This window comes from Pseudoalteromonas sp. 5Ae-yellow (genome assembly GCF_014077565.1).
Classification (GTDB): Bacteria; Pseudomonadota; Gammaproteobacteria; order Enterobacterales; family Alteromonadaceae; genus Pseudoalteromonas.
Window position 1 is genome coordinate 1 of record NZ_JACGWD010000161.1, and the last position, 815, is coordinate 815.

Below are 815 nucleotides of genomic sequence, written 5' to 3' on the forward strand. Positions count from 1 at the left end.
CCAGCACGACCTTCGTCAAGAAGCTTACGGAACATTTCAACACCAGTACAAGTAGAACGAGTTGTATCATTGATACCAACAATTTCTACTTCGTCATTGATGCGGATGATACCAGCTTCAACACGACCAGTTACAACAGTACCACGACCCTGGATTGAGAAAACGTCTTCGATAGGCATGATGAATGGCTTATCGATGTCACGCTCTGGCTCTGGGATGTAAGAGTCAAGTGCGTTTGCAAGCTCAACAATCTTATCTTCCCACTCTTTCTCGCCTTCTAACGCTTTAAGCGCAGAACCAGCGATTAGAGGTAAGTCATCACCTGGGAAATCGTATTCTGAAAGAAGTTCACGAACTTCCATTTCTACTAGTTCAAGTAGCTCTTCGTCATCAACCATGTCACATTTGTTCATGAATACGATGATGTAAGGAACGCCAACCTGACGAGAAAGAAGAATGTGCTCACGCGTTTGTGGCATAGGGCCATCTGTCGCAGCAACTACTAAGATCGCGCCGTCCATTTGAGCAGCACCAGTGATCATGTTTTTAACATAATCGGCGTGACCAGGACAATCTACGTGTGCGTAGTGACGTGTAGGTGTATCGTATTCAACGTGAGACGTTGAAATAGTGATACCACGTTCGCGCTCTTCTGGAGCGTTATCGATTGATGCGAAATCTTTAGCAACACCGCCGTATACTTTTGCAAGTACGTTAGTGATTGCTGCAGTTAGTGTAGTTTTACCGTGGTCAACGTGGCCGATTGTACCAACGTTTACGTGCGGTTTTACGCGTTCAAACTTTTCTTTTGCCAT

The 815-nt window shown here is 45.2% G+C and carries 1 protein-coding gene; it reads right to left on the minus strand.

The window, feature by feature from the left end:
* Positions 1 to 815 (minus strand): elongation factor Tu (gene tuf / locus H4J63_RS19785; RefSeq protein WP_182198110.1); only part of this gene is annotated, 815 nt, incomplete at its 3' end.